The sequence below is a fragment of the Halopseudomonas pelagia CL-AP6 genome (assembly GCF_000410875.1).
In the GTDB taxonomy this organism is placed as follows: domain Bacteria; phylum Pseudomonadota; class Gammaproteobacteria; order Pseudomonadales; family Pseudomonadaceae; genus Halopseudomonas; species Halopseudomonas pelagia.
The window spans coordinates 274,635-295,065 of sequence record NZ_AROI01000009.1; the positions used below are offsets into that span (position 1 = coordinate 274,635).

The following is a 20,431-nucleotide window of genomic DNA, read 5'->3' on the forward strand; positions in this document are numbered from 1 at the left end:
GCAACGCGATCAGATAATCTGATGGCGGTGCAGCATGCGGTAGAGCGTCGGACGTGAAATGCCAAGTGTCTCGGCTACCCGGCACATATTGCTTGGATGGAGCGTTAGTGCATCATGGAGTGCCTGTTTCTCGGCACGCAAGATGTAGTTCTCCAGTCGGTCGGCCATCTTGATCCGGTCCTGGACGACCGCTAGGCCCAGATCTGCTGGCTCTATCGTGCGCCCTTCGGCGAGCGCCATGCCTCGACGTACCCGATTGGCCAGTTCGCGCACATTGCCAGGCCAGGGGTGTTGGAGCATGGATTTGATTGCCGCATGGCTGAAGGGGCGGGGTTTTCGACCCACCTCTCCAGCATATAGCTGGGCGAAATGCTGGGCCAGCAGCGCTATGTCGGCATGGCGTTCGTGTAATGGGGTGGTGTGGATTTCTAGTACATTCAGACGATAATACAGATCTTCGCGAAACCTGCCATCGGCAACGGCCGCTTCAAGATCGATATGAGTGGCCGCCACAACGCGCACATCAACCTGAATGGGTTGATTACTGCCAACCCGTTCTATCTGCATTTCCTGAAGAAAGCGCAGCATGTTGGCCTGCAGCTCCAGCGGCAGATCACCTATTTCGTCAAGGAACAGGGTGCCGCCATGAGCAGCTTCTATTCGACCGATTTTGCGCTGGTGGGCGCCGGTGAAGGCGCCTTTTTCATGGCCGAACATTTCCGACTGGATCAATTGGTCGGGTATGGCGCCGCAGTTTACGGCGATAAAGGGTTTGTCTGCTCGCCTGGATGTCCAATGCAGTGCACGCGCCACCAATTCCTTGCCGGTGCCGCTTTCGCCACGAATCAACACCGGAGAATCGGTGCTCGCAAAACGGCTAACCAGCTTGCGTAGCGCTTTGGCCTGCTTACTGGTGCCAAGAAATTCATGATCCTCTTTGGGCGTTGAGTCCAAATTGAGGGTGCGCAGGCGGGACATTCCATAGGCTCGGCCGAGGGCCGCTTGCATACGGTGGAAATCAAAGGGGAGGGTGTAGAAATCAAAGAACCATTCGCTGATAAATGCACGCATTGCCGATTCGTTTTTAATTTCGGGGTCAACGATAGCAATCCACTCTCCGCCGCTCTGACGGATAATGTGCTTGAGTACCTCTTGTTGCTGCAGATGGCTGTCGAGCAAATGAATGATGCCGACATCGCATTCTCTGCCCGCAGCGTGGTTCAAGCTGGTGTTCTCTATCTGCCAGCCAGTTTGGCTCAGATTGTCCAGCAGTCGGGTCCATGCGGCGAACGTTTCCACCACCAGAAGCCTTCTTACCACCTTGTCGATTTTGCCGAGCATCACCGCTCCCTCCACGCTCCCAGATTGGTCCGTTATGTTGGGGGTGTAAAAGCGTGGCTTGTTAAAAGCCTAGCACATGGATGTGCAGGGATTGCAATAACTGGAATTATTTTGCAACGCAGCTCAGCATTCCACCATCCCTGCGTGCTATCCCCCAAGCGGGGGGTGAAAGAGCTGACTGCGCGGCCCTAGGATAAAGGTTCAAACAGTGTCAAATGCGTCATCTCAACTGTTACAAGGACAACAATAACAATGAAATTTTCGCTGCTGTGGTCAAGCATCCTGATATGTGGCCTGTTGAGCTGGCAGGTTGGTCAGGCCGCCGCCGTCGATACCGCGGCCATGCGTGCGTCGGCATCTGAGGGAGCCCAATGGCTCAGCCATGGCCGAACCTGGTCGGAGCAGCGCCATAGCCCGCTCACCGGTATTAATGCCGAGACGGTGGAAAACTTGGGTCTGGCCTGGTCTATCGATCTGGATAATAACCGCGGCTTGGAAGCCACGCCCCTGTATAGCGACGGGGTCCTTTATACGTCCTTGTCCTGGAGTCGAGTGCTGGCAGTGGATGCCAGCACCGGTAAGCTGTTGTGGAGCTTCGACCCTCAGGTCAACAAAGCCAAAGGCCGGCACGCATGCTGCGATGCGGTCAACAGGGGCGTGGCGCTATGGCAGGGTAAAGTCTATGTTGGCACGCTGGATGGCCGGCTGATTGCGTTGGACGCCAAGACCGGCAAGCTGGTCTGGAGCGAACAAACCACCGACAACCGCCAGCCCTACACCATTACCGCAGCGCCCCGGGTCGTCAAAGGTATGGTCATGATTGGCAACGGTGGGGCCGAGTTTGGTGTGCGCGGCTATTTCTCCGCCTATGATGCCGAGACTGGTGAGATGAAGTGGCGTTTTTATACCGTGCCCGCGGATCCCTCCCTGCCGATTGAACATCCCGAGTTGGCTGAAGCGGCGAAGACCTGGAGCGAACAGACGGATTGGTCATTCGGGGGTGGCGGGACCGCCTGGGATAGCATGGCCTATGATCCGGAACTGGATCTGTTGTATGTCGGTACCGGCAATGGTTCACCCTGGAACCGTGAAGTACGCAGCCCCGGCGGGGGCGATAATCTGTTTCTGTCCTCCATCCTGGCATTACGTCCGGATACCGGCAAGCTGGTCTGGTATTACCAGGTCAATCCCGGCGATACCTGGGATTTCACTGCCACCCAACATATGATTCTTGCCGAGCTGGAAATCGCAGGTAAAGAGCGCAAGGTGTTGATGCAAGCGCCAAAAAATGGGTTTTTCTACGTACTCGATCGGGAAACGGGTGAGCTGTTGTCGGCGGAGAAGTTCGGCAAGGTAACTTGGGCGGAGCGCATCGACATGGCTACCGGCCGGCCGGTGGAGGTCCCCGGTGCGCGTTACGAGACGGAGCAGGTGGTGATGTGGCCGAGCCCTTTCGGGGCGCATAACTGGCATCCGATGTCGTTTAATCCGCATACCGGTCTGGTGTATATCCCGTATCAGGAAGTTCCCGGTACCTACAGTAACGAAGGCAATAGCTTTGTGCGCCGAGAGGCCTTCAATACCGGTTCTGGCTCATCGGAGATTCTTGAGTTGCCCCGCGAGTATACCTCCGGTGCGTTGATCGCCTGGGATCCTGTCAGGCAGGCGGCGGCGTGGCGTGTAGAGCACCCCAATCACTGGAATGGCGGCACTCTGAGCACGGCTGGGAATCTGGTCTTCCAGGGTACGGCTGCCGGTCACTTCGTCGCTTATAGCGCTGATGCCGGCCAACCGCTTTGGCGCTTTGATGCGCAAACCGGGGTGATTGCGGCGCCTATGAGCTATGAGCATGCAGGTGAGCAATACGTGGCGCTGATGGCTGGCTGGGGAGGTGCTGCGGCTCTGTTCGGCGGTGATGCTGCAGTGGCAACCGGGGTGCGTAATATTAGCCGCATATTGGTCTTCAAACTTGGGGCCACGGCTGCCCTGCCTCAACTGACCGAGCCCCTGGCTAGCGAGCGAGTGCCTGAACCGGTACTTGCCGCTGAAGAGGATATTGACAATGGTCTACAGCTCTACAGTCAGTACTGCGCCGTCTGTCACGGTGCTGGTGTGATTGGTGGTGGCGTGCTGCCTGACCTGCGTCACTCATCGCCAGCGACTCGCGATGCCTATCAGGCGATCCTGCGTGGTGGGGCACTGGAGTCATTGGGCATGCCGAGTTTCGCCCACAGCCTGAATGAGGCTGAGGTGAATAATATTCTGCTCTACGTCAGAAAGCGTGAATACGATACCCACATACAGGCGCTGCAGGCAGCCGGGCAATGAATCGGTGGCGGTACTGCAGATGACCTGCAGCCGGTAACATATTTATTAAAGAGTAATTACTCTAATTTTTGCATCCTATGCTAGGCTCAAGTCAGATCGGATATCCTCTTGAGCCTGCCTTGACCTTTGAAGGCAGGTCGCGGTTAACACCTCGAGATGTCCGGCAAATAACAAGAGGCCAGCAATAAGCTGGCTCGCGTGCATCAGGATGATTGACTCCATGATCATGAAAGGCCGTGTTCTGACCCCGCCCTTGCTCGACTGTATTTCGCCGTCCGGCAATGATATCCCGCTACTCCTGGCCACCAAACTTAATCCCCCGCGCCTGGGGCGTGGGATCCTGCCGCGCCCGCGGTTGGAACGCCTCGCCGAGCAAATCACCGAGCATGGCATCACCGTACTGAAGGCGCCGCCGGGCTTCGGCAAAACTACCTTGGCCAGTATCTGGGCAGACAGTCTGGCTGCGCAAGGGCACGCCGTCGCCTGGCTTTCACTGGATGAGCAGGACGCGTCGGTACAACGTCTTTTGTTCTATCTGGCCGCAGCGCTGAATCATGCCGATCCGGCACTGGGTCGCGGTTGCCTTGGCCTGCGGGCAGAGCTGACTTTTTTTAGCATGGAAACGCTTGCCAGCCTGCTGATCAATGAGCTGATTCAGTTTGACCGCCCTCTGGTTCTCTTTATTGATGATTGCCAGCGCATCAGTAATCCGGTGCTGGTCAATGCACTGCGGTTTTTTATCCAGCGTGCGCCGCAGCATTTGTATCTGGTGTTGATCAGTCGGCAGGAGTTGCCCGCAGCATTGCTGGAAAAGCACTACGCAGATGATCTGCTTGAGCTGGATGCCAGCCACCTGCGATTTTGTCTTGAAGAAACCCGTGATCTGTTTCGCAAGGCCAGTCTGGAACTGGAGCATGCAGGGGATTTATGCGCCATCCAGCAGGAGAGCGACGGCTGGGTTGCGGCCCTGCGGGCTTTTCTGCTGACGCCGCAGTTTGATACTGGCGGCGTACCGCGTGTTGCCAGCCGTAGTATTTGCCTGTTGTTTGAGGAGTTGCTGAACAATCTGGAAGATGCCGGCCATGAGCATCTGTGCTACTTGAGTCTGCTGGATAAATTTAGTATCGGTCTGGCTTCCGAGCTGATTGGTGCTGTTGCAGCCAGACAGTTGGTGAGTGAATTGCAACGCAGGCAGCTGTTTATAAAAGATCTGGAGGGTCAAGATCACTGGTTTACCCTGCACCCGCTGTTGCGTAGCTACCTGAAGAGACGCTGCCTTGAGCAGTATCCGGAAGCGGTACAAAGGTTACGCTTCCGTGCCGCGCAGTGGTTTGCAGCACATCGTCATTGGCTTGATGCGATAAAGCTTGGGCTTGAAGCAGAGCAGGGCAAGCAGGTGCGCGAGTGGATTAATCAGTGTGCCCTGGAGCTACTCGAACAAGGCGACTTCAATACGCTGGTGATGCTGGAGAAACGCTGGAAGCTCGAGGCGCAAGAAGCACCTTTACCGCTGAAAATGGCCCGTGTTTGGGCTATGGGTCTGGCGCTGGAGGTCAAGGCCGCTGAAATATTGCTCGATGAACTGGAACGGGACATTGCCGACCGTCAGCAGGAAGGCCCAACCTCCCGGGTATATTGGGAGATGCAGGCACTGCGCGCTATGTTGCTGGGCTTAGCCGATCACAATGAGCGCTCCGGTGAGCTGGCCACCCGTTGCTCCCAAGCGATGGAACATCGGCCGTGGATTACCAATGTGCTGCGCAACCTGATGAGTTGTAGCCATTACCACGCCAGCCGTTGGGACGCCTTTTATTCAGTACCGCCTACCTTTAGTGAGCGGCGGCATTCAGCCAGCATGCTATTTCATGACTACTATCGACGCTCGATCCACGCCCTGGCTGAATGTGCTCAGGGCCGCTTGCAGGATGCTCAAGATTGTCTGGAAGACCTGCTAGTGCGGGTCGATAACGGCGTTCATGCGCGGATGGAGGGTCCTAATCCGGCGCTTGTCGCACTGCCAAATGCCTTGCTGGCTCAGTTGCATTATCGGCGCGGCGATCATGCTTTAACGGAAACCTATCTGGCCCGATGCATGGAGTATATTGCGCTGGGCGGTTTTCTCGATTGTCTGGCAGCCGCCTACTGTACTCAAGCGCGCTTACAGTGGTATCAGGGCGCTCCTGCGCGGGCACGCCGCAGCCTGGAACAGCTGGACCTGCTGGCCAACCGTCACGGTTGGCCGCGCTTGCGGGCTAGAGTATTACTGGAACGCGTGTGGTTAAACCTGCAGGAGCACAAATCACGTGAGGCGATTTCCTGCAGCCATTGTCTGAGCGAGCTTACGCTGGGTGCCGGGTCTGATGTGAACCTGGACGCCCGCGTGTACGCGCAACTGAGCAGACTCTGGCTAGCGCTGTGTGATCTGGACGAAGCCCCTGGGCTTGCCGAGCAGAGCCAGGTGTTAATGCGCGAGCTGCAACAGCGCCAATTGGATCTGATGTATTGCGAACTGGCCTCGGCGCTCGGTGCGCTTTATTGCTTGCGCGGCCAGCCTGAACTAGGCCAACCGTTGCTGGATGAAGTGCTACTGCGTACTCAGCATTCCGGTGCGATCAGCGTGTTGCAGGATTTGCCCTTGGGCCTGTCATGTGAGCGTCTTGCAGATTGTGTGACAGAACAGTGGAGGGATGCGGTTGATGCGTTGTTCGCGGCTACTGGGCAGCGCCATGGGCAGTCTGCTCAGGCGTGTAATGCAGCGCTACTGGGGTTAACTGTCAAAGAGCGGCAAGTAATGCAACTGGTCTGCGAAGGTAAGTCAAACAAGCAGATCGCCCGGGATTTGAATGTCACGCCGGAAACCATCAAGTCGCACATGAAAAGTATCTTTGCCAAACTCAAAGTCGACAGCCGAGCACAGGCTGCAGTCATGCTGCAGAATGGACAAACGCTGCAGGCGCTATCACGTGCATAAAAAAACCACCACTGGCCATAGCCAATGGTGGTTTTACGTGCTGCCCGATGTTAGCGGATGCCCGAAGCGCGCAGAGCGTTGGGGGTGAAGTCTGCCGAAGCACCACTGAAGTTGAAGTCGTAGTTCCTGCGCTCTTCGTTGGTCATTCCCAGCGCCACATAGCGCCCGTTCTGCAGGTCATACAAGGTCTCAATCGCGTAGCTCGGTACCATATGGTCAAAGCGCTGCATGGCAATCGATTCAGCTACCCGCCAGAGTCCGCCGCGACCATCGTAGTGATCAACGGCGGAGGCCTGCCAGTTATCCTCATTGATAAACAGATGGCGCTTGGCATAGACATGGCGCTGCCCCTCGCGCAGCACAGCTTCAACTTCCCACACCCGATGCAGCTCGTAGCGCACCAGATCCTGGTTGATATGGCCTGCCTGAACGATTTCGCTGTACTTCACATCCTTAGAAGCAATGCGGTAGTTGTTATACGGAATCAACATCTCGCGCTTGCCAATCAGTTTCCACTCATAACGGTCTGGAGAGCCATTGTAAAAGTCGTAGTTGTCCGATGTGCGGGTACCGTCCGAGCCAAAGGCAGGCCCGTCATAGGCGACCTGAGGTGCACGGCGAACACGGCGTTGACCGGCGTTGTAGATCCATGCAAGCCGTGGCTCGCGAACCTGATTGATGAATTCGTGCACCAGCAGTACGTCCCCCGCCAGGCGCGAGGGTGAAAGAATGCGCTGGGTAAAATAGAACATCAGATTATCGGAGATCGCCGGGCCATAGTCATTCAGCGCCGTGGCAAAGGTGAACTCATCCTGTAGTACAGCCATGGTGTTTGAGCCGTTGGCCTGTGGCGTGGCCTGGGCAATGGTCCGCGCGAAACTGCCGCCACGGTAACGGGCGATGTGGTTCCAAACCGCCTCAACGCCGCTCTTGGGGATCGGGAAAGGGTAGGCGGTATCAAAGTTTTCCAGGCCATTGCCGCCCTCGGCGGTGACTGTGTTGACCGCGTTGCGTGCCACCGCATCGAACACTTCTTGGGGTACGGTATTGCTGCGGCGGCTAGGGTAGACGCGCATCCGGTATGTCTCCGGGTAACGGGCAAACATCGCCTGTTGGCCGGGGCTAAGCTGGTCCTTGTATTGCTCTATGTTGGCCGCTGTCACGGTAAACAGCTCCTGATCTGCCGCAAATGGATCAGCATAGAAGCCATTGGCATCCACTGCGGCGGCGTCACGGGCCAACCCACCAGTCCATTGCGGGATGGTGCCGGCGGCATTGCCGGCGCGCTCGGCGCCGATGGGTGTCAGGGTGGTTTGCAGGGTGGCTGCCTCCTCAGGGGAAACCGCGGCCGATACGGATAAGGCGAGGCTGCTAAGGGCTAAAACACTTAGCGTGCGACGGCCCAGATTGGTTATTGTTTTCATATAGTCGTCTCCGTCCTGATCAGAAGTTCACGCCAACACTGACTGCCACAAAATCCCGATCAACGTTGGTATTGAAATCGCCGTCGAAGAAGTTGGTGTAGTTGATGCTGGCGTTGTATTTATTGTTGTATACGGCGTTCAAGCCCAAGCTGGCGGCTTTGGAGCCTTCGTTGAAGTTCGGGCCGTAACCCTCGACGTCCCAGGCGAAGGCCGCGTTGGGCGTCAAAGCGACGCCGGCGAAACCACGGTATTCAAGTGAGGCAACGGTGCGCAAGCCCCAGGAATGCTGGGTATAGAAACCGTCGTTGGTGCAGTATTTGGGTTGGGCGGCGTTCACGACTGTTTCGCACAGTCCAGGTACTGCTAGAGGGCCTGAACCGTACATCGAGTCGCGGCCAAAGCGCAGTTCGGTCGGGCTATCCTTGATGCCGCTGATATGGTTGTAACCCACCTCGCCAATCAGGGTCAGACGCTCGGCGCCCATGACGTTGTCAAAGAAGTTGATCACGGTCATTTGCGCCTGCGTGACAGGCATGCGTTTGTAGCCTTTCAGGTCGGTACCCGGCGCTGCCGGCACACCAAAGACAGTGCCGCCAATGCCGGTCGCGTTAACCGGCGACACTGGGTTGCCAGCAGCGCCAAGCGCGGCCCCAACCAGGTCATTGGTGCTGATTTGCAACGGCTGGTTCGGCCGGTAGCTCACTTCGCCAGACACCGCGACACCGGCAATATTGGTCTGGAAACTCATGCCGTACAGACGGATATCCTCGGGATACTCGATAAAGTAATTGGCGTCCAATGGCACTTCAAATACACCAGTATTGTCGTTGAAACTGAAGCCTGTGGGCGCGCCAGTCCCTGCGGTGGTACTGAATATGGGTGTGCGGCTGTGGTAATTCATCGCAAAAAAACCGAATTCGGTCTGGTTCAAGGCATCGACAAACAGCCGGAATGCCACACCATATTGGCCGCTGTCGCTGGCCTCACGGTTACCGGAACGCGGTACGTAAGCGAAGGGATTGGTTGGGTCCGCCGGGCTGTTGAGCTGCGAACCGCCAACACCTACCTGATTGCATCCCTTCGCGACCGAGTCAGTGAAGGAGAAAAAGGTGCCACAGTTATCCAGTACGGTAGGGTCCCACTCCAGTTGATAGAAAGCTTCCATACCCAGGTTATCGGTCAGGCTCTGGGACACGAACACCATGTTGACCGGAATCAATCCCTCCTTGATCTCCGCGCCCGGGCGTCGAAAGGCGGCAACGTCGATCGGGTTGATACTGTTGATGCTGTTCTGAATAAAGGTACTTTCCCCCCAACTGACCACCTGGCGCCCGACCCGTACCGAACCTGGGAGGTTGCCGATGTTGTAGTTGTGGTAGATAAAGGCATCAAGTAATTGGGCGCCTGAGGTCTTGGCTGCAGTACGGCGTCCGCTATCGTCAATATCGTACAGCTCGCGGCTGCCGTCTTTCAGCTCAAAGTCATACCAGTACTTGCCGCGTAGAAATACGCCGGTATTGCCGTACTTGAATGACAGATCATGAGTGCCTTTGAAAATTTGCGAGAACATGTCGCCTTTCTCGAAATTCAGCCGGCCATCATCCGAGTTGGCCGCGTTGTTGGTGCCGCCGTTATTGACCCAGATGAGATCCTTGTCGATGCTGCTGGTGCCGAAGCTGGCGCCGACAGACAATTGTGAGTCGAATTGGCCTTCGATTTCACCTATATCGAAGCGTGCGGCATTTGCGGGAAGACTTGCCAGCACAGCGATGGCGACAGCCAATGGCGTGAGCAGGGTGTTGAGTGACGGGATTTTTGTTGTTCTGGACATGGTATTCCTCGCGCGCCGAGCGCTTGTTGTTATTGGGAATCCTTGGCTGGTGCAGACGGCCACCATTGCAGCCCAATCGACACTATTCCCCTGCCGGCAAATGATGCACCCCCCTAATGGGGGAGATGCGTGCTAGAACGGAGATGCCAGGGTCTGTGCTGACGTTGCACGGGTTACAAAGGGCGGGCAACAAAGCGATAATGCCCGGCCACTAAATGGAGAAATTCGATGCTCGTATCTGACCCTCAAACCCTGTTGGCTGGTATTACGCTGGCGCTCTTGCTGGGTTGGGCCGTAACTGCCTGGTTGGCGGTGCGCCGTGGCAGCCAAGCGCAGAAGGAATTGAATTTGACGCGCCAGCAGCTCGAGCTGCAGCGTGGTGAAACACAGCAGTTGCAGCAGGAGATGCACCAACAGCAGGCACGCCACGCCGGCCTGGACGTGCGCATGGAGCATCAGCAGGAAAGTCTGGAGATGCTGCGTCAGCAGCTCGAGCAGCGCAGTGTACAGTTGACGCAACTGGAACAGCAGAGCCATGACTGGCAGCTTAGGGCCGAACGCGCACAGACGCTGAGCCAGGAGCAGGCGCGGCAGATCGACGAACTGCGCCTGGAACGCCAGGTGTTGAATGAGCGCCTACTCAGCCTGCAGGGAACTCACGAACAGCTAGGGCTGGAACACAGCACCCTGAAAAATACGCTGGAGCACCGCCAGCAGCATTTCACCGAGCAGCAGCAACTGCTGAAGGACAGCCGTGACCAGTTAAAAATGGAGTTCGAACAGTTGGCGGGCAAGATCTTCGAAGCCAAAGGCCAGGCGTTTTCCCAGCAGAGCCAGCAGTCGCTGGACAGCCTGCTGAAACCCTTCCGCGAACAGATCGATCAGTTCCGCCTCAAGGTTGAGGACATTCACCATAAGGATACCCAGCAGCAGGCGACGTTGGCCAGCGAGCTTAATCATCTCAAGGAGCTGAATAGGCAGATCACCCAGGAGGCCCACGATCTGAGTACCGCCCTGCGCGGGCAGAAGAAAACCCAGGGCAACTGGGGCGAACTGATTCTAGAGAACGTGCTGGAGCGCTCGGGCCTGATCGCCGGCAAAGACTTCAAGCGCGAAGTCAGCATGACCAACGCCGACGGCCAACGCCAGCGTCCGGACGTGCTGGTCTACCTGCCACAGGAGAAACACCTGATCATCGATGCCAAAGTCTCGCTAAATGCCTACACCCGCTATATCAATAGTGAAGATGAGACCGAGCGCCGGGTGGCATTGGCTGAGCATGTGCAGGCCATCAGTCAGCGCATACGTGAACTTTCGGATCGCAACTACTTCGAATTGCCCGGACTCAATGCACCGGAAATGGTCTTTATGTTTATTCCTATTGAGTCCGCCTTCGTCGAGGCCTTGAAGGCAGACGAGAGCCTGTTTCAGAAGGCCATCGAACAGAACGTGCTGGTCGCCACGCCGACCACCCTGCTGACCAGCCTGAACATCGTACGCCAGCTCTGGCGTTTCGAAGATCAGAATAAGCACACCGCCGAACTGGCCGAACGAGCAGGCAAGGTTTATGACAAGCTGCGCACTTTTCTGGGTAGCATGGACGGCATTGAAAAGAGTCTGGAGAAGGCCACCGATGCTTATCAGAAGGCCCGCGATCAACTGGTTAACGGGCGCGGAAATCTGGTTAAACAGATCACTGATTTCAAAGAGTTAGGTGTGTCTGTTAAGGCTGAGTTAAGCGAAGACTGGACCGATCGCGCAGCCCTGGAGTTAGGGCACGAACGCGGCGATCAAGCCGATGTGCCCGCTGAAGATCGCTGAGGGCCGCAGGATCTTTGCAAGCACGCTAAAGGCGATCTTTGCGTTACCTCTGCGGCATATTTGCAGTATGCATGCACCATAAAGGTGCGTATATCTGATTGATGTCGGTCGTCGCCCTGAAATGGGGCGCTCGATTGCGGTGCATCCCCGTAACCTCGTTCCCCTCAGGCTGGCACGTCCTTTGCTCAGGCTTTACCAGATACATTGGTAAAGGACAGGGCAGAGCATGACTGCCGCTTGGCATCTTGAACAGCACGACAGCGCCATTAACTGGCAGGCAGGTCTGAACCTCGGCATCGTCAGCCGGGGTGGCCGCTCTGTGCTTGAGCATGTCAGTCACCGGGGCCCGCTGCGCATCCAGCGGCCGCTGCTCCCTGAAGGGGCAGAATGCCCCCATTTTTACATCCTGCATCCCCCTGGAGGCATGGTCAGTGGCGATTCGTTGCGCCTCCAGGTATCAGTGGGAGAGGGCAGCAGTGTACTGCTGACCACGCCTTCTTCCGGCAAGTTCTACCGAGCTCGGAACAACGGCACCCTGCAGGTGCAGCACAACCGCTTCAGCGTCGCGGCTCGCGCTAGCCTGGAATATCTTCCCCAGGACACCATCGCTTTCGAGGGCTGCAACGCGCGCATGATTACCCGCATCGATATGGTCACGGGCGCTCGGTTTTGCGCCTGGGATTTGCTCTGTCTGGGCCGTCCTGCGTCCGGTGAGGGCTTCGAGCGTGGTCGCGTCGATCAGCATCTGGATGTCTGGCGCGATGGCCGGCCGTTGTATATCGAGCGTAACCGCTTCGAAGGCGGTGACCCGTTGCTCACGGCACGCTGGGGTCTTGGCAACGCGGGTGTCAGCGGTACCTGGCTAGCCACGCTGACGTTGGATCGCGATCAACTCGACCGGCTGCGCGAAGACTTTGCCGATTACCCGCAACTGGCTTTTACCCAGCGCCATGGTCTGCTGATTGCGCGCTATCTGGGACAGCACGCGGAACATGCGCGTAACAGTTTCATTCGTCTGTGGCAGCAGCTGCGACCGTTGATCAACGGTCGGGAAACCTGCTTGCCGCGTATCTGGACTACCTGACAGGAGTGTTTGCATGGAGTTGACTCCCCGCGAAAAAGACAAGCTGCTGCTGTTTACCGCAGCCCTTGTGGCCGAACGGCGGCTGGCCCGAGGGGTAATACTGAACTACCCCGAAGCAGTGGCCTATATCAGTGCCGCGATCATGGAGGGCGCCCGTGACGGTCGCAGCGTGGCGGAGATGATGAGCTATGGCCGCACGCTGCTGACCCGTGAACAGGTAATGCCCGGCGTACCGGAAATGGTCGCCGAAGTGCAGGTGGAAGCGACCTTTCCGGACGGTACCAAGCTGGTCACCGTTCACAACCCGATTCCCTGACAGGAGCTGACCATGATTCCCGGAGAAATCCAGACTCGCCCCGGTAGCCTGACGCTCAACGAAGGGCGCGAGACTATCACCATCAGCGTGGCCAACAGTGGCGACCGGCCGATCCAGGTCGGCTCGCATTACCACTTCGCGGAAACCAACGCCGCCTTGCACTTCGATCGCGACGCTGCGTGCGGCTTTCGCCTGAATATTGCCGCTGGCACCGCCGTGCGTTTCGAGCCCGGCCAGAGCCGCGAGATCGAACTGGTAGCCCTGGCCGGCGAGCGCAAGGTCTATGGTTTTCGCGGCCTGGTAATGGGCAGCCTGTGAAGTGCGAACAGTGAATAAGGAGCGCTAGATGGAGATCAGCAGAGAAGCCTACGCCGAGATGTACGGCCCAACCACGGGCGATCGCGTACGCCTGGGTGACACCGAGCTGTGGATCAGCGTCGAGAAAGATCTGACCCGTTACGGTGAAGAGGTCAAGTTCGGCGGCGGCAAAGTGATTCGTGACGGTATGGGGCAAAGCCAGCGGGTACGCGCGGAGACCCCGGACACCCTGATAACCAATGCCCTGATTCTGGACTGGTGGGGTGTGATCAAGGCTGATGTGGCGATCAAGAACGGCATGATCAGCCAGATCGGCAAGGCCGGTAACCCGGATATTCAGCCCGGCGTAGATATCATCGTGGGTCCCGGTACCGAAGTCATCGCCGGGGAGGGCCTGATTCTCACTGCCGGCGGCATTGATGCGCATATCCACTTTATCTGTCCACAGCAGATTGAAGAGGCGCTCACCTCCGGAGTCACCACCATGCTCGGCGGCGGCACTGGTCCTGCAACAGGCACCAACGCAACTACCTGCACACCCGGCGCCTGGCATATCGCCCGGATGCTGCAGTCGGCCGAATCCTTCCCGATGAATCTGGGCTTTCTCGGCAAGGGCAACGCCAGCCTGCCGGATGCGCTGGAAGAACAGCTGGAAGCGGGGGCTATGGGCCTCAAATTGCACGAAGACTGGGGCACCACGCCAGCGGCTATCGACTGCTGCCTGAGTGTGGCTGAAGCCTACGATGTGCAGGTGGCTATCCATACCGACACCTTGAACGAGTCGGGTTTTGTTGAAGATACCCTGGCGGCGATCAAGGGCCGAGTGATTCACACCTACCACACCGAGGGTGCTGGTGGCGGCCACGCACCGGACATCATCAAGGCCTGTGGCGAGCCGAATGTATTGCCCTCGTCGACCAACCCGACCCGGCCCTACACCATCAATACCGTGGATGAGCATCTGGACATGCTGATGGTCTGCCACCACCTGGACCCGGCAATTGCCGAAGACGTCGCCTTTGCTGACTCGCGCATCCGCCGCGAAACCATCGCCGCCGAAGATATCCTGCATGATCTGGGCGCCTTCAGCATGATCTCCTCCGACTCCCAAGCTATGGGCCGCGTGGGTGAGGTGATCACGCGCACCTGGCAAACCGCGCACAAGATGAAGGTGCAACGTGGTCCGCTACCTGAGGACGACGACTGGTCGGACAACTTCCGCGCCAAGCGTTATATCGCCAAGTACACCGTTAACCCGGCAATCACCATGGGCATCTCCCATGTGGTCGGCTCGGTCGAGGTGGGCAAACTGGCTGATTTGGTGTTATGGAAGCCAGCATTTTTTGCGACTAAACCCAGCCTGATCATCAAGGGCGGCTCCATTGCTGCGGCCCCGATGGGTGACCCCAACGCGTCGATTCCCACCCCGCAACCGGTGCATTACCGGCCGATGTTTGGCGCCTTCGGCAGCGCGATGAACAGCACCTGTATTACTTTTGTCAGTCAGGCAGCGCTGGATGCCGATATCGCCGGCAAGCTCGGGTTGAACCGGCGGCTGGAAGCCGTCAGCAAAACTCGCAGCATCAGCAAGGCGGACATGAAGCTTAACGATTACCAGCCGGTGATCAGCGTCGATTCGCAGACCTATGTGGTCAAGGCTGATGGTGTTGAGCTGTTGTGCGAGCCGGCCGAATCCCTGCCGTTGGCCCAGCGTTATTATCTGTTCTAGGGAGTGCGTAATGATCGAATGCCATCAATGGCTGGATGAACCAGGCCCAGCCGACCATGTGCTTGAACTGACCTACGAGAAGCGCACACGCAGTCGCTTGCGCGCGCAGACCCAGGGCGGCGTCGAGATCGGCTTGTTTCTGCCGCGCGGGCGCGTACTCGCCGAAGGGCAGCGGCTGCAGGGCGATGACGGTAGTGTGATCATGATTCACGCGGCATCCGAATCGCTGTCGAGGGTCTTCTGCGATGACGCATTGCTGCTGTCACGCGCCGCCTACCACATGGGCAACCGTCATGTGCCGTTGGAGATTCAGCCGGGCCAGTTGCGTTACCTGCGCGACCATGTGCTGGACAGCATGCTGCGTGGTTTTGGTCTCGACGTGGAAGAAATCGTCGCGCCGTTTAATCCCGAGCCCGGCGCTTACCATAGCCATGGCCACAGCGTCGCGACGCCAGCAGGGCCAGTGCAAGCGGCGCCTTTTTTGCGCCTGGGTGGCCACGAGCATGGCTGATATTGCCGATGCAGCGCTTTTGCGGGTGTTGCAACTGGCCAGTCCGGCGCTGCCGATTGGCGGCTACGCCTATTCCCAGGGCCTGGAATACGCGATCGAGCAGGACTGGGTAACGGACCTGGATTCCGCTGCCGGCTGGCTGACGGCGTTGGCCACCCGATCGCTTGGACGCCTGGATATCCCAGTGCTGTTGCGCCAGTACGCCGCCTTGGAGCAGCGGAACGAAAACGGTTTTACGGCCTGGAACGATTGGCTGCTGGCCAGCCGCGAAACCGCCGAGCTATACCTGGAAGACAGCCAGCAGGGCGGAGCGCTACTGCGTCTGATGAAATCCCTGCTGATTCCAGCGGCGCTGGATTGGCCCTCCGGTGAGCCTTTGGCGCTGATCAGCGCTTTCGCCATGGCCGGACAGCACTGGCGCACCGGACCCAACGCGCTGGCGCTAGGCGTGCTCTGGAGCTGGCTGGAAAATCAGACCGGCGCTGCGACCAAACTGATCCCATTGGGCCAGACCGACGCCCAGCGCTTGCTTGACCGGCTGCTACCGGGGTTGCCGCCGATTGTCGAATTAGCTGGAAAGCTGGCTGATGAGGAGTTGGGCGCCGGCTTGCCGGGGCTAGCCTTCGCCAGTGCCCGGCATGAACAGCAATACACCCGATTGTTTCGATCCTGACCCGATTTTTTCTATCCCGATTCTTTGCTAAGGAGTACCACAATGAGTTCCAAACCAGCCCTGCGCGTCGGCATCGGCGGCCCAGTCGGCTCCGGCAAGACCGCCTTGGTGCGCATACTCTGCGAGCGCCTGTACCCGCATTACGATCTGGCGGTCATCACCAACGATATCTACACCCGTGAAGATGCTGACTTCCTGCTGCGCCATGAAGCGCTGCCAGCCGATCGTATTCTGGGTGTTGAAACCGGTGGTTGCCCGCATACCGCGATCCGTGAAGATGCCTCGATGAACCTGGCGGCGATTGCTGAACTGCAGGAACGCTTTCCGGCAGTCGAACTGATCTTTGTCGAAAGCGGCGGGGATAACCTGGCGGCGACCTTCAGCCCGGAGTTGTCGGATCTGACGCTCTACGTGATCGACGTCTCCGCCGGCGACAAGATTCCACGCAAGGGCGGGCCGGGGATCACCCGTTCGGACCTGCTGATTATCAACAAGACCGATCTGGCACCGCTGGTGGGCGCCGATCTGGATGTCATGGATCGTGACGCAGCAAAAATGCGCGGCGAGCGGCCCTTCGTATTTTCCAATCTGAAAAGCGGCAAAGGTGTCGAAGACATCATTGCCTTTATCGTTCGTCAGGGCATGCTCAAGCCGCTGCCCGAGAACACTCAACAGGCGAAAGGAGTTTGAACATGCAAGGGTTTTCAAGTCGTTTGATGGTGCTGGTCGGCGTGTTCGCCATTCCTGGGTTGGCCCACGCGCATCCCGGGCACGAGAACGTAAGCGGGTTGATGAGTGGTTTGGGCCATCCGCTATTTGGCCTTGATCACCTGTTGGCGATGCTCGCGGTTGGCCTTTGGGGCGCGCAATTGGGCGGTAAGGCACGCTGGATGCTGCCGCTGCTGTTCGTCGGGGTGATGCTGGTTGGTGGCGCGTTGGCCATGCTCGGTCTTTCCGTGCCTGGGGTTGAACCGGGGATTGTTGCCTCTGTTGTGGTGCTGGGTCTTTTTCTGCTTTGGGCGCGTCAGGTGCCGCTGGCGATCAGTGCCGCACTGGTATCGATCTTTGCTCTATTCCATGGCGTTGCCCATGGTGCGGAAATGCCGCTTCAAGCCAGTGCCATGACCTACGCGTTGGGCTTTGCCGTAGCGACTGCCGGCCTGCACATGGTCGGCCTGCTGGCTGGTGCCTGGCTGCAGCAGCGCTCCTGGCCGGTGGTCTCGCGGGTAATGGGCGCCGTTATCGGAGCTGTCGGTATCAGCATGGCCGCCGGGATGTAACGGATCTTGCCTGTGGCGTGAATGCTTGCCAGCGCGGGAGCGCTGGTTTTGGTGGGGGTGCCGGTCTGGATGGGAGGCTGGTCTTGCTGAGGCTGCCGGCCTCCATGGCGGCCCTGGTTTTGGTGGGGATGCGGGTCTGGATGGGAGCGCTGGTTTTGGTGGGAGCGGCGGCCTCGCCGCGAATGCAGCTAACACCGAATTCGCGTCTAGGCCGCGGTTCCCACAGGAATCTGATCATCCATTTTGGTAAGCGCGTTCACCTGGGGTTGATGCGTTGCTGGCTCTTCGCGGCGAGGCCGCCGCTCCCACCAAGACCAGCATCCCCCAAGACCCGTTCCGCCCCTACCAAGCAACCCCCCGCAGCACCGAACCTCCTTCATCGCCAATGCGCCCAAAAACCAGCGCGACGCTGCACATAGCCGTGAACTCTTTCGCCGTTTAGACTCAAACCAAGATTACAACGTCGGAGGATCCGCATGCATGTTCTGAAACAGGCCGGGCTGTTTGTTCGCGCCAACCTATGGATAGTCCCGCTGGTGGCCCTGATCGTCTGGGTACTGTTTCGTTTTCTTGATCCTGCGCCACCGCGCACTGTGGTCATGACCACAGGCGCCGAAACCGGTGGTTATCATCAGTTTGGATTGGCACTGAAGGAGCGCCTGGCAGAAGAAGGGCTGGAGTTGCAGCTCAACACCAGCCGCGGTTCACTGGATAATCTCGAACGGCTTACCGATGGCTCCGGCGATGTCCAGCTGGGTATTATCCAAAGCGGCATTGAGCAACTTGTCGAGCGCCGCCAGCGCGATCAGCTTGAGGGGCTGGCTACCCTTTACCACGAACCTCTGTGGCTTTTTCAGCGTACTGATTCCGACCCTATCTCTACTCCTAGCTCGGCACCGGAGGTGGAGGTCGCGACCGATAATCCAAAGGGCACCGAGGCCAACACTAATACCGAGATTCGGCGCCTCAGCGACCTGGTCGGCCGCCGTGTTTCCCTGGGCGGCGCGGGCAGCGGTACCTGGGCGGTGGTACGCAGCTTGTTCGAGGTGCAGGGCGATACCGCCAGTTGGGATTCCCAGGGCGACGGTCAGTGGCAATCGCTGGCCGGCCGCGCCGCTGCAGATGCTTTGTACGCAGGAGAACTTGACGCTGCCTTTTTTGTATTACCAGCAGACAACAGTCTGATTCGCGAGCTGATTAGCAAGCCGGGTATCGAGCTGGTCAACTTGAGCCAGGCTCGGGCCTTTGCCGCGCGCCTGCCATATCTGGAGGATCTGACTGTTCCCGAGGGGCTACTGGACATTCAACGTAATGTGCCCGCTCAGGATATCAGCCTGCTGTCGCCGGTTGCGACCCTGGTAGGCAATGAATATTTCCATCCAGCCTTGACGGCATTGGTACTTAGCGCCGCCAAGGAAGTGTTGCGCGATGGCAATCTGCTGGATGCGCCAGGCCAGTATCCGGCGGCCCTGCCGATGAAGCTGGATATGAGCGCGGAGGCCGAGTATTACCATGAGAGCGGTACGCCCTTCCTGCAGCGTTATCTACCGTTCTGGATCGCCTCAATCGTTGATCGGTATATCGTATTGGTGATTCCGCTGATCGTCATCTTGATGCCATTGATACGCAGCATGGGGCCGATCTATATCTGGCGCATTCGCTCACGGGTTTACCGCTGGTATGAACAGCTGCGGCGCATCGACCATTTGATCGTCAAGGACCAGATCATGGATCGGCTTGAAGAGGAGATACAGGGTCTGCATAACCTCGAAGATGAGCTGACTCGCGTGGATGTGCCCTTGTCTTATGCCCATGAGTTGTATGAGCTACACCTGCATATCCGCTATATGATCAACCGCCTCAAGGCCATGCGCCCCGAGCCGGAGCCAGGTCAATCAGCAGTGGCTTGCGAGCCGGCCTGATCAAATACGAACTGCTGTACCTGCTGGATGATTGGCTCCCAGCCCTGAAAGGGCCGAGCCATCGCCAGCAGGATGCTGAAGTGATTCAGTGACTCGAACGTACCGCTTTGCACGCTTACTCCTGCCTCTTTCAGCCTGGCTGCCAGCTGCAGGGTATTGCGCTCGGGGTCTACCAGTTTATCCGGTGTGGCTGCTAGCAACAGTGCAGGCGAACTGCCTGCTTTGGCATGGTAGAGCGGCTGCGAATCTTCCGGGGTGTTCGGGTGATGAAATACCGGTTTCACTTGCGGGTTAATAATCGGGATAAAGTCATAGGGGCCTGATAGGCCGATCCAGCCGCTAAAGATGTCACTGGTTAAGCCGTGCTCGGCCATCCAGCGATCATCCAATGCCAGCATCGCCGCATTGTAAGCGCCGGCGCTGTGGCCCATAACGAACAGCGCTTGGGGCTCATCTTGCCACTGGGCGCGTTCTTTCTCGACCCAGGCCACCGCCGCCGCACTGTCTTGCAGAAATGCTGGATAGGCAATCTCCGGATAAACCCGGTAATCGGCGATCACCGCAATCATGCCGTGGGCGGCGAGTGCTTCGCCAACGAAGGCATAATTGCCGCGCTCGCCACTGCGCCAGCTTCCGCCGTAATAGAAAATCACCACCGGCGCTTGTTGTACATTCTCCAGCGGAAAGTACAGGTCCAGCTTCTGACGCTCGTTATCGCCGTAGGCCTGATCGGCAAGTAAGGTGTAATGCTTGTCGGAGATGACAAAGTTCAGTGGCGCCAGGGGCGAGCAGCCCGCTAGCGCCAACGCCACTGCGGCAAGAATCAGGCTTTGTTTGATTGAAGACATGCGAGGTATCCATGACGGCTTAGCGCTGATCATG

At 58.0% G+C, this 20,431-nt stretch carries 16 protein-coding genes; 12 read left to right on the forward strand and 4 right to left on the reverse strand.

Annotation, left to right across the window (positions count from 1 at the left end):
* Positions 1 to 9: 9 nt before the first annotated feature.
* Positions 10 to 1,341, reverse strand: a complete 1,332-nt coding sequence (locus K787_RS0108815) for a sigma-54 dependent transcriptional regulator (protein ID WP_022962432.1) — start codon at positions 1,339 to 1,341, stop codon at positions 10 to 12.
* A 252-nt stretch (positions 1,342 to 1,593) separates the two neighbouring features.
* On the opposite strand from K787_RS0108815, the gene K787_RS0108820 reads away from it, so the two are divergent.
* Positions 1,594 to 3,669 (forward strand): PQQ-dependent dehydrogenase, methanol/ethanol family, encoded by a 2,076-nt coding sequence (locus tag K787_RS0108820; protein WP_022962433.1) that lies wholly within the window; start codon positions 1,594 to 1,596, stop codon positions 3,667 to 3,669.
* Positions 3,670 to 3,889: 220 nt separating this feature from the next.
* Positions 3,890 to 6,640, forward strand: coding sequence for a LuxR C-terminal-related transcriptional regulator (locus tag K787_RS0108830; protein WP_022962435.1), 2,751 nt, complete (start codon positions 3,890 to 3,892; stop codon positions 6,638 to 6,640).
* Positions 6,641 to 6,690: 50 nt separating this feature from the next.
* Here K787_RS0108830 and K787_RS0108835 read toward each other — a convergent pair whose 3' ends face one another.
* Both K787_RS0108835 and K787_RS0108840 read right to left on the reverse strand, forming a co-directional pair.
* On the reverse strand, positions 6,691 to 8,064 hold the full coding sequence (locus tag K787_RS0108835) for a DUF1329 domain-containing protein (protein WP_022962436.1): 1,374 nt from the start codon (positions 8,062 to 8,064) through the stop codon (positions 6,691 to 6,693).
* A gap of 19 nt (positions 8,065 to 8,083) precedes the next feature.
* Positions 8,084 to 9,895, reverse strand: coding sequence for a DUF1302 domain-containing protein (locus K787_RS0108840; protein ID WP_022962437.1), 1,812 nt, complete (start codon positions 9,893 to 9,895; stop codon positions 8,084 to 8,086).
* Between the two features lie 228 nt (positions 9,896 to 10,123).
* On the opposite strand from K787_RS0108840, the gene K787_RS22620 reads away from it, so the two are divergent.
* The 10 genes from K787_RS22620 (at position 10,124) to K787_RS0108890 (ending at position 19,549) form a co-directional block, all read left to right on the forward strand.
* Positions 10,124 to 11,716: a DNA recombination protein RmuC gene (locus tag K787_RS22620; RefSeq protein WP_022962438.1), complete on the forward strand. Its 1,593-nt coding sequence runs from the start codon at positions 10,124 to 10,126 to the stop codon at positions 11,714 to 11,716.
* Between the two features lie 226 nt (positions 11,717 to 11,942).
* Positions 11,943 to 12,800 carry an urease accessory protein UreD gene (locus K787_RS0108850; RefSeq protein ID WP_022962439.1) on the forward strand — a complete coding sequence of 286 codons (858 nt, stop codon included), beginning with the start codon at positions 11,943 to 11,945 and terminating at the stop codon, positions 12,798 to 12,800.
* A 13-nt stretch (positions 12,801 to 12,813) separates the two neighbouring features.
* A complete protein-coding gene (gene ureA, locus K787_RS0108855) occupies positions 12,814 to 13,116 on the forward strand; it encodes an urease subunit gamma (protein ID WP_022962440.1) in 303 nt (100 codons plus the stop codon).
* A 12-nt stretch (positions 13,117 to 13,128) separates the two neighbouring features.
* Positions 13,129 to 13,434: an urease subunit beta gene (locus K787_RS0108860; protein WP_022962441.1), complete on the forward strand. Its 306-nt coding sequence runs from the start codon at positions 13,129 to 13,131 to the stop codon at positions 13,432 to 13,434.
* A 28-nt stretch (positions 13,435 to 13,462) separates the two neighbouring features.
* Positions 13,463 to 15,163: an urease subunit alpha gene (gene ureC / locus K787_RS0108865; protein ID WP_022962442.1), complete on the forward strand. Its 1,701-nt coding sequence runs from the start codon at positions 13,463 to 13,465 to the stop codon at positions 15,161 to 15,163.
* Between the two features lie 10 nt (positions 15,164 to 15,173).
* Positions 15,174 to 15,674: an urease accessory protein UreE gene (gene ureE, locus K787_RS22625; protein WP_022962443.1), complete on the forward strand. Its 501-nt coding sequence runs from the start codon at positions 15,174 to 15,176 to the stop codon at positions 15,672 to 15,674.
* A complete protein-coding gene (locus K787_RS0108875) occupies positions 15,667 to 16,347 on the forward strand; it encodes an urease accessory protein UreF (RefSeq protein ID WP_022962444.1) in 681 nt (226 codons plus the stop codon). The genes ureE and K787_RS0108875 overlap by 8 nt, the downstream gene beginning before the upstream one ends.
* Positions 16,348 to 16,389: 42 nt before the next feature.
* Positions 16,390 to 17,037 (forward strand): urease accessory protein UreG, encoded by a 648-nt coding sequence (gene ureG, locus K787_RS22630; RefSeq protein ID WP_022962445.1) that lies wholly within the window; start codon positions 16,390 to 16,392, stop codon positions 17,035 to 17,037.
* 2 nt (positions 17,038 to 17,039) lie between these two features.
* A complete protein-coding gene (locus K787_RS0108885; RefSeq protein ID WP_022962446.1) occupies positions 17,040 to 17,627 on the forward strand; it encodes a HupE/UreJ family protein in 588 nt (195 codons plus the stop codon).
* A 476-nt stretch (positions 17,628 to 18,103) separates the two neighbouring features.
* Positions 18,104 to 19,549, forward strand: a complete 1,446-nt coding sequence (locus K787_RS0108890) for a TAXI family TRAP transporter solute-binding subunit (RefSeq protein ID WP_022962447.1) — start codon at positions 18,104 to 18,106, stop codon at positions 19,547 to 19,549.
* Here the strand turns inward: K787_RS0108890 and K787_RS0108895 are convergent.
* The gene (locus K787_RS0108895; RefSeq protein WP_022962448.1) at positions 19,519 to 20,397 is read right to left on the reverse strand and encodes an alpha/beta hydrolase; all 879 of its coding nucleotides are present in this window, start codon (positions 20,395 to 20,397) and stop codon (positions 19,519 to 19,521) included. The two genes, K787_RS0108890 and K787_RS0108895, sit on opposite strands and share 31 nt — an antisense overlap.
* Positions 20,398 to 20,431 lie beyond the last annotated feature (34 nt).